Source organism: Alcanivorax sp. (assembly GCF_014762765.1).
Taxonomy (GTDB): Bacteria; Pseudomonadota; Gammaproteobacteria; order Pseudomonadales; family Alcanivoracaceae; genus Alcanivorax.
Window position 1 is genome coordinate 1 of record NZ_JABURH010000198.1, and the last position, 6,254, is coordinate 6,254.

5 protein-coding genes are annotated in these 6,254 nt (G+C 58.7%); 3 read left to right on the forward strand and 2 right to left on the reverse strand.

The window, feature by feature from the left end; all coding sequences use genetic code 11:
* On the reverse strand, positions 1–331 hold a 331-nt coding region (locus tag HUJ17_RS15360; RefSeq protein WP_290511517.1), incomplete at its 3' end, for an amino acid--tRNA ligase-related protein.
* Positions 332–333: 2 nt separating this feature from the next.
* Positions 334–903 carry an elongation factor P gene (gene efp, locus HUJ17_RS15365; protein ID WP_290499469.1) on the reverse strand — a complete coding sequence of 190 codons (570 nt, stop codon included), beginning with the start codon at positions 901–903 and terminating at the stop codon, positions 334–336.
* A gap of 45 nt (positions 904–948) precedes the next feature.
* On the opposite strand from efp, the gene epmB reads away from it, so the two are divergent.
* The 3 genes from epmB to HUJ17_RS15380 form a co-directional block, all read left to right on the forward strand.
* Positions 949–1,956 (forward strand): EF-P beta-lysylation protein EpmB, encoded by a 1,008-nt coding sequence (gene epmB / locus HUJ17_RS15370; RefSeq protein ID WP_290511518.1) that lies wholly within the window; start codon positions 949–951, stop codon positions 1,954–1,956.
* 224 nt (positions 1,957–2,180) lie between these two features.
* Entirely contained in the window at positions 2,181–3,947 is a 1,767-nt protein-coding gene (locus HUJ17_RS15375) for a hypothetical protein (RefSeq protein WP_290511519.1), read from the forward strand.
* A gap of 220 nt (positions 3,948–4,167) precedes the next feature.
* Positions 4,168–6,254 (forward strand): EAL domain-containing protein (locus HUJ17_RS15380; protein ID WP_290511520.1); only part of this gene is annotated, 2,087 nt, incomplete at its 3' end.

Below are 6,254 nucleotides of genomic sequence, written 5' to 3' on the forward strand. Positions count from 1 at the left end.
CAAAGCCCGGGCGGTACCATTCCAGCATGGTAAATTCCGGGTTGTGACGGCTCCCGGCTTCACCATCACGAAATGCCTTGCAGATCTGGTAGATAGGCCCGCTGCCAGCAGCCAGCAGACGCTTCATGTGATACTCCGGTGAGCTCTGCAAATAGCCGTAGCCGGGCACAGCGATGCACTGGATGTGCGGGTCGCTGACCCCGTAGTGCGCCAGTTGTGGGGTGTCCACTTCCAGCACATCGCGGGCAGCAAAAAAAGCGCGCACCGTGCTCAGCAGCTCGGCGCGCGCCTTGATGGCCTCCAGCGAGGCGGTGGGTTGCCAGTCGGTCACGACTAGCTCTTGATGCGACCCACGTAATCGCCGGTGCGGGTGTCCACCTTGACGATCTCGCCTTCCTGCACGAAAAGCGGCACACGCACGACAGCGCCGGTGCTCAGGGTGGCGGGCTTGCCGCCGGTGCCGGCGGTGTCGCCTTTCAGGCCCGGGTCGGTTTCCACGATCTGCAGTTCCACGAAGTTCGGCGGGCTGACGGACAGGGGCTCACCGTTGTAGAGGGTAACCTCGCAGATGTCTTCTTCCTTCAGCCACTTCTTGGCATCGCCCACGGCGGCTTCGTCGGCCTGCTTCTGCTCGAAGGTGGTCTGGTCCATGAAGTGCCAGAATTCGCCATCGCTGAAGATGTACTGCATTGAGACGTCCATCACGTCGGCGCCTTCCAGGGAGTCGCCGGACTTGAAGGTGCGGTCCCAGACTTTGCCGGTTTTCAGGTTGCGCAGTCTGACGCGGCTGAACGCCTGGCCCTTGCCGGGCTTGACGAATTCGTTCTCGATGATGGCGCAGGGGTCGCCATCGAGCATCACTTTCAAGCCGGACTTGAATTCACTGGTAGAATAGTTGGCCATAAATGTTGTTCCAAAGGTTGATGTATGGCGTCGCAGAGGCTGGCAATGATAACGCAGGAAAGGGACGGTTGGGAGTTGCCGGGCTGGCAGCGCCAGCAGGCGGACCTGATTACCGATCCGACGGAGCTTCTCAGGCTGCTTCGGCTGGAGGCGGAATCCCTGCCCGGTAGCTTGGCCGCAGCGCAGGATTTCCCCCTTCGCGTGCCCCGTGGCTATGTGCGTCTGATGGAGCCGGGCAACCCGGATGATCCGCTGTTGCGACAGGTGCTCAGTGTGCCGGCGGAGCTGCGCGAGGAGGACGGCTACAGCAGTGATCCGCTGGAGGAAGCTGCCCACACTCCGGTTCCCGGGCTACTGCACAAGTACCATGGCCGCGCGCTGCTGGTTGTCACCGGCGCCTGTGCGGTTCACTGCCGTTACTGTTTTCGCCGCCATTTCCCCTACCAGAGCCATCTGAGCGGCAAGCGCTGGGATCAGGCGCTGGAATGGCTGGCATCGCGCCCGGACATCCGTGAGGTGATTCTCAGTGGCGGTGACCCGCTGACCCTGAACAATCGCCGTGTACAGGAACTGCTTTCGGCGTTGGCGGAGATTCCCCATCTGCGCCGGCTACGCATTCATAGCCGCACACCGGTAGTTATCCCGGAGCGCCTGGATGAACCGCTGCTGGGGCTTCTGTCCAATTCCCGCTGGCAGACTGCCCTGGTGTTGCATGCCAATCACCCCCGGGAAATCAGTGATGGCCTGGCTGAACGCTGTCGGCAGTGGCGGCGTGAAGGCATCACCCTGTTGAATCAAAGTGTGTTGCTGGCAGGGGTGAATGATTGCGTTGATACGCTTGAAGCATTATCGGACCGGCTCCATCAGGCAGGAGTTATGCCCTACTATCTGCACCAGCTGGATGCAGTGCAGGGTGCAGCCCATTTTGCGGTAACGGATTCAATGGCTATGCAATTACATGGAGAGCTGCGTGGCCGGCTACCCGGTTTTCTGGTGCCAAGATTGTCGCGGGAAGAGCCGGGGAGGGCGGCAAAGACCGTATTGGCGGGCTAGAGCACCCGCCTGTCGCCGCGAACACAACGTTTACAGCTCTGTAACGGTATCGTAAAGTCGTGTGACGAAGGACACATAGAAAACAAGAACTACGACTTAATAACTAGAGGGTCCTCTTGACAATTTCTTGCATACTTCAGGTCTTGCGGAGTTGTCGGCATGCCTCCTGGAGAAATTGTTCAGGGTTCCCCATCTGGGTGCCACCGAGATAAGGATTATCTTCAATGGAGCAACCAGCCCAGACGGTGCGCTTGAAACTGCCCGAGCAGGACTTGCCGCACCTGACACTTGGCGCTGATCAGCCGAAAAAGCTGCAACAATGGGTTGATGCTCTCCCGATAATGAATATGGGAGAAACGGCGCGTCAGCTCTATCAGTTCATTCAGGAACTGAACCGGCTGCAAATCGATTCCAAACAGCGCTTCCTGTTGCTGGAAGTGGTGCGCCCTTCCATTTTGCATGTCAGCGATTCCCTGCAGAAACATTATCTGAACCAGTCCCTGGTTTTGCCGGACAAAGCCCGCCGCGTGGCCAGTCTGGCCCAGGCCCTGCAAGGGCATCTGGCCAATGGCTACAAGCTGGTGGCAGTCCGTGGCATGCGCAAGCTCAAGGACAAGGCCGTCCGGCGGGCGGTAACCACTGCTATCCACCGTGCGATCAGCGCTCTTGGCGATACCCTGTTGCGTTGCTATCAGCTGTATTTTCCCAGCCCCCGGCATCTCTGGCTGGAGCTGCACCAGCTTTACCTGCTGGCGGAGTTGCACGGTATCGCCACAACGCCGGTAGACGATGAAAAAGGCAATTCCAGTATCCAGTCCGCCTATGCCCGTTGCCTGTTGCTGGCCACTGCCAAGCCCAATCAATTGCGTCAGCAAGAGCTGGCCGCGCTGTACAAGGCCGCGTTCACCTGGGGGGAGCTGATCGAGATCAAGATCGCCAGTGATGATGAAGATCTGTTTGTGTTCGACCTGCAGGCAGATCGCCCACCGATTTATCGCACCCATGCCTCACAGGCTACGGATAGCTGGCGTTATATCGATTCCTCTCGGTTGGTGCAGGCGATCAGTGCCTGGAAAAATGCCCCGCAGAATAGTGATCTGCTGGTTCCCAAAGGCCTTGATGAAAGCATGATGGCCCACTTGCAGCAGGTGTGGGGAGCGCTCACCGAGCGAGCATTCAAGCGTATGGCGGAAAGCGGTGAGATTGAGCTGTGCTTTGGACTGGTGGGGGTGCACTATTTCCTGTCCGGCAAGGTGCCGTTTGAAACGCTGATTGAGCGAGGTAGTTTATCGGTGATGGGCGAAGGGGAAGAGAATAACCCCTTCCTGCGAAACATCAGCATGAGCAGCCGGCAAAAACAGCAACAGGACGATCCCTGGGCCACGGCGTATCAGTCCGAGTTCCCCAATGAGACCATAGATATCGGCAAGCCGGATTCCTCCCTTCGCAGTGAGGCGCCGTTGCCCGAGAGTTACCACTGCCAGAAGGTGAACGCGAGTCCCGGCGGCTATTGCTTGTCCTGGCAGGGGAATACGCCGAGCCTGATGCGCACGGGTGAATTGCTGGCACTGCGGGATCACCCGGAAGGCCAGTGGATGCTGGCGGTCGTGCGCTGGGTGACCCAGCTACCCAATCATGGTGCTCGCTTCGGGGTGGAACTACTGGCACCGGGCGGTCGGCCGGTGGCAGCCCGGGCCCTGCGAAAGCAGGGGGATGACAGTGATTTTATGCGCGCCATCCTGCTGCCGGAGCTGGCCGGTGTCGGCCAGCCGGCTACCTTGTTGCTGCCCACCGTGGGGTTCAATGAGGGCGTCAAGGTGGAGCTGGTTGAAGCCGGCGAACCCCGTCGCGTACAGTTGCTGCGCCGTACGCAGGGGGCATCCGGATTCAGTCAGTACCCGTTCCGGGATATGGCTACCCCCACCGCTCCTGCCAAGCCGGCAAGCGACGATGATGAAGGTGACCTGGATTCTATCTGGTCCAGTTTATAATCGTGAAAGGGAGCGCTTTGCGCGTCCAACCCGTTATCAAGGTCACAGCGAGGATGCTGTGTGATGGTTTACTGCCATTGGCCGGGCTACGTTTCATACGCAAAAAATAGGGAATCTGCCGCATCCTTTTCCGGTAAAGGTTGGCCAGTTCTCTCTTTTTCTGCGGGAAAGTTGCCAAGACAAGGTTGTCAGGCACAATGGTGGGCCGTACGAAAACAGTATGAGTCGTCATCCCATGAGCTATGCCCTGGATAATCTCCGTCTACTGATCGCCCATGATTCACAGGATGAGGCCGAGCAGCTGATGAATATGCTGCGCAATGCCGGTCGGGCGACCCGGGCGCAACTGGCGCTGGGCGAAGATGACTTGCTGCGGGCTCTCAAGGGCGGAGCCTGGGAGTTGATGCTTTGTCGGCCTTCGTTCGGTGATGGAAGCTTCGAATCCGCCATGGCCCATCTCAAGCGCCTGGGTAAGGCGGTGCCGGTGATTCTGTTGGAAAACACCTTTTCGGCTGAAACCGTCAAGGCTGCCCTGTTGCAGGGAGCCAGCGGTGTGGTCCCCAATGACGATCGGGACATGCTCACCTTGATGGTGGACCGGGTGGTGGAAAACCTGCGTCTTCGCAAGGAGCTGCAGCATTCCGAGATTGCCCGTCATGATGCGGAAAAACGTCTTTCCCTACTGATGGACCAGAGCCGTGACGCCATCGCCTATGTGCTTGATGGCATGCATATTCACGCCAACGACAATTACGTGGAGCTGTTCGGTTACGAAAGTGCCGATGACCTGGCCGGTGTACCCATCATGGACATGGTGTCAGCCGCGGATCATGACAAGCTGAAGAAATTGTTGCGCAGTCGTGCCCAGGACGAAAGCCAGACCCAGGAACTGGAATGCAAGGGGGTCAACACCGAGGGCAATGAGTTTGATGCCTCCTTTACCTTCTCGCCCAGCACCTACGACGGCGAAGCCTGTACCCAGATTGTTATTCGGGCAGGAGGGGTGGACGAGAACGAAATGCAGGAACGGCTCCATGAGATGAGCCAGAAAGACCAGGTCACCGGCCTGTTTGCCCGCAAATGGTTTATGGATCAGCTTGATGATGCGGTGGCCGAAGCCGCCCGTGAAGGGCAGCTGGCCACGGTATTGTATCTGCGCCTGGATGACTTCGAACAACACCAATCCTCGGTGGGCATTGATGGCGCCGATGATATTCTGCGGGCGGTTGCCAACTGGCTTGGGGGTCAGGTCGGTGATGCCAAGCTGGCCCGGGTAGATGGTGAGGATTTTGCCGTCTTGCTGCCGGTGGCTGATACGGATGAGGCGGAAGAGCTTGCCGAGCGCCTGCGGGCCGGTATTGAAGGGCTAATGCCCGAAGTGGCAGCCAAGACTATCCAGGTTACCGCCAGTGTGGGCGTAGCATTTGTTCGTGAGGATGCCCGCAGTGGTCAGGGTACCCTCACCACAGCACTGAAGTGCTGTAATCAGGCCCAGCGGGAAAACAGTGGTAAAGGCAACAGCATCAAGGTTCATGATCCCATGGATGAAGTGGCTGCCGGTTCTTCCGAGGCCATCGTCATGCTGCTGCGTCAGGCGCTGGAGCAAGGTAGTTTTAATCTGCGCTACCAGCCGCTGATGAATCTGGAGGACGACAGCGAGCATGTTTTCGAGGTATTCGTGAACCTGCCCCAGAAACAGGGCGAAGCCATGGAGGCCGGTGAGTTTATTCCGGTGGCCGCAGAGCAGGGCCTGGTGGGCAAGATCGATCGCTGGGTGGTGCTCAATGCCATGCGCACGGCGGCGACCATGAGCGAACCGGTAAAGCTGGTTTTCAATATCAACGGTGGTTCGCTGGCCGATGCCTCCCTGGCAGATTGGCTGCTCAAGGCCATGCGTGCGGCGAAAATGGATGGTTCGCGGCTGACTTTCCAGCTCACCGAAGGCGATGCCACCACTTACCTGAAACAGGCCGGCGTGTTTGCCGAGAAAATGAAAAGCGCGGGCTGTGGTATCTCCATCAGTCGTTTCGGCGGCGGCCTGGACCCGTTCAAGCTGTTCCAGCACATCCCCGCTACCATGGTGAAATTTGAAGGCTCCTTCACTCAGGATGTGGCCAAAAGTGAAGGCCGTCAGCGCCTCACTGAGATCGTCAAACAGGTGAAGGAAGGCAACCGAAAGACGGTGGTGGGTTTCGTTGAATCCGCCGCCCAGATGCAGGCCCTGTGGACCCTGGGCGGTGTGGACTACCTGCAGGGCTTCTACCTGCAGGCGCCGATGGAGACGTTGCAGATTCCGGAGTCAGCGTA